Below are 1,833 nucleotides of genomic sequence, written 5' to 3' on the forward strand. Positions count from 1 at the left end.
CGTGATCGGCTCGCGGTCGTAGGTCTCGCCAACGGTCACGACGTCCAGAGAGTAGGGTATCTCGTAGCCACAGCGCCCGCCGCGAACCTTGCGGATCGCCATGCGGGTGTTGCTGATGCTGCCGGCCTCGTCGCGGGTGGCGAGCATGGCCAGCACGACATCGGCGGCGGCTTCCTTGGCTGACGAGCCGCGTGTGCCGGTCTCCACGGCCTTGCCGAAGTGATCGACGCCGAGGACGAACGCGCCGGTCTTGTGGCTGATGGCTTCCAGGGCGTTCATCACCCGCTGCGCCTCAGCGGCGGAGTTCTCATCCATGAACCCTGCGCCGGCAGCCACAGTGTCCACTACGATCAGAGCCAGCGGCAGGCCGAAGGTTTCGGCCATGTGCTCGGCAGCGAGCTTGGCCACGGCCACCAGCTGCGGCACCGCATCGGCATCCAGCAGGCGCGGGCATTCTTCGATCCAAGCGAACGGCAGCCGCTCCGGCGCATCGGGCCCAAGCTTGCCATGAACGAGGCCCCGCAAGCGGATCGGGATCTCGTGGGCGCCCTCCGCCGCGATAAAGAGGACGCCGCCCTGCCGCAGAACCTTCCGGCCGGCGAATGGCTCTTCGGTCATCACGGAGGCGCCGAGATCCAGAACGGCGAAGGTCTTGCCGGCCCCCCACTGGCCGGACGCGAGTCCTTTGCCAGTCTCCGGGATCAGATCGCGGACGAGCCACGCCCGATCCGCATTCGGATCAGCGTCTCCATGCCAACGAAGCGCGAGTGTCGTTGCAGTCCGCAGGTTAGCGGCCGGCAAGCGCTCAACGCGCGGTCGGACCTTCGGCACGGATTGAGGATCGGGACCCGGCCAACCACAGAAGCGGTCGGCCTCGTCGTTCGTGGGCTGGCCGAAGGCGCGCTCGGACATCACGCACCTCCTCGTCGCGGAGCCGGCCGCTGAAGCATCTCGGCGGCTTGCGTGGCGGTCAGCATCGCGGCGCTGGCGCACCGCAAGGCATAGCTCACGCCGCGCGCGTCATTCACAGACGCGAACCGAGCGGCCATGTCGGCGTAGGCTGCCGCGAGACCTGCAGCTTCACCGATGGCGTCGAAGCTGAGACCGTCCATCGCGATCCGGTCAGGGCTGGGTACGGTCGCCTTCATGCGGCGCCTCCCTTCGCGAAGGTGTCCGCTGCGAAGCGAGCGAGCAGAGCGGCGTCGCTGCGACCGTGATCCTTCTTCCGGCTGAAGCTCTCGGCCGAGGCTGGGAACAGCCTAAGTGCGAGCGCCCGGCTGGCCTCCTTCGGATCGGCAGCGGCGAGGATGCCGTGATGCCGCTTCCACACGCTTGGCGTCACGAGGTGGATCGGCAGGTGGCAGAGCGCAGCGACGGTCTTCACCGTGGCGAAGGCCGATCCGATGCCGAACGCCTGTCGGCAGCCGTCGCGAGGCTGGGGGCCCTGCCGCTCAATCGCCGCGAGCGTCGGCCCGAGTTGCCTGATCCGCCGCTCCAATGCGTGTGGGTCCACCTCGCCGTTCACCACCGGCATGTCCTCAACGGACACCCGCTCGGGCAAGGCCGGGAAGTAGAAGGCGACGGCGCCAGTTAGACCGGGGTCAATCGCGACGATGCAGAGTTCGGGAGGCGTGCTCATGCCCGGCCTCCCTCGGCGATCCAGACCGGGAGATCGAAGGATGGCGAGAGGCTCTTCGCAAACTTGGCATAGTGCGGGTGGGCGGCTCGCCAGTCGCGAAACCATGTCTCCCGGAACGGCTCAAGCCAAGCGATACCAGCTTGGCGCCATTCGTCGTGCTCGGTCAGCGCGTACATCGCCGCCGCTTCAAGACA

The 1,833-nt window shown here is 67.7% G+C and carries 4 protein-coding genes; all 4 read right to left on the minus strand.

The features are described 5' to 3' along the window. The coding region (locus MKK52_RS00455) for an ATP-binding protein (protein WP_243951783.1) at nucleotides 1-912 on the minus strand (912 nt) is incomplete at its 3' end. Beyond that, nucleotides 912-1,148: a hypothetical protein gene (locus MKK52_RS00460; protein ID WP_243951784.1), complete on the minus strand. Its 237-nt coding sequence runs from the start codon at nucleotides 1,146-1,148 to the stop codon at nucleotides 912-914. The genes MKK52_RS00455 and MKK52_RS00460, both read right to left, overlap by 1 nt. Continuing rightward, nucleotides 1,145-1,639 (minus strand): hypothetical protein, encoded by a 495-nt coding sequence (locus MKK52_RS00465; RefSeq protein ID WP_243951785.1) that lies wholly within the window; start codon nucleotides 1,637-1,639, stop codon nucleotides 1,145-1,147. Before MKK52_RS00465 ends, MKK52_RS00460 begins: the two co-directional genes overlap by 4 nt. Beyond that, a partial coding sequence (locus tag MKK52_RS00470) for a hypothetical protein (protein ID WP_243951786.1) occupies nucleotides 1,636-1,833 on the minus strand: 198 nt, incomplete at its 5' end. The genes MKK52_RS00465 and MKK52_RS00470, both read right to left, overlap by 4 nt.

Origin of the sequence: Methylobacterium sp. J-067 (genome assembly GCF_022829465.1) — a bacterium.
In the GTDB taxonomy this organism is placed as follows: domain Bacteria; phylum Pseudomonadota; class Alphaproteobacteria; order Rhizobiales; family Beijerinckiaceae; genus Methylobacterium; species Methylobacterium litchii.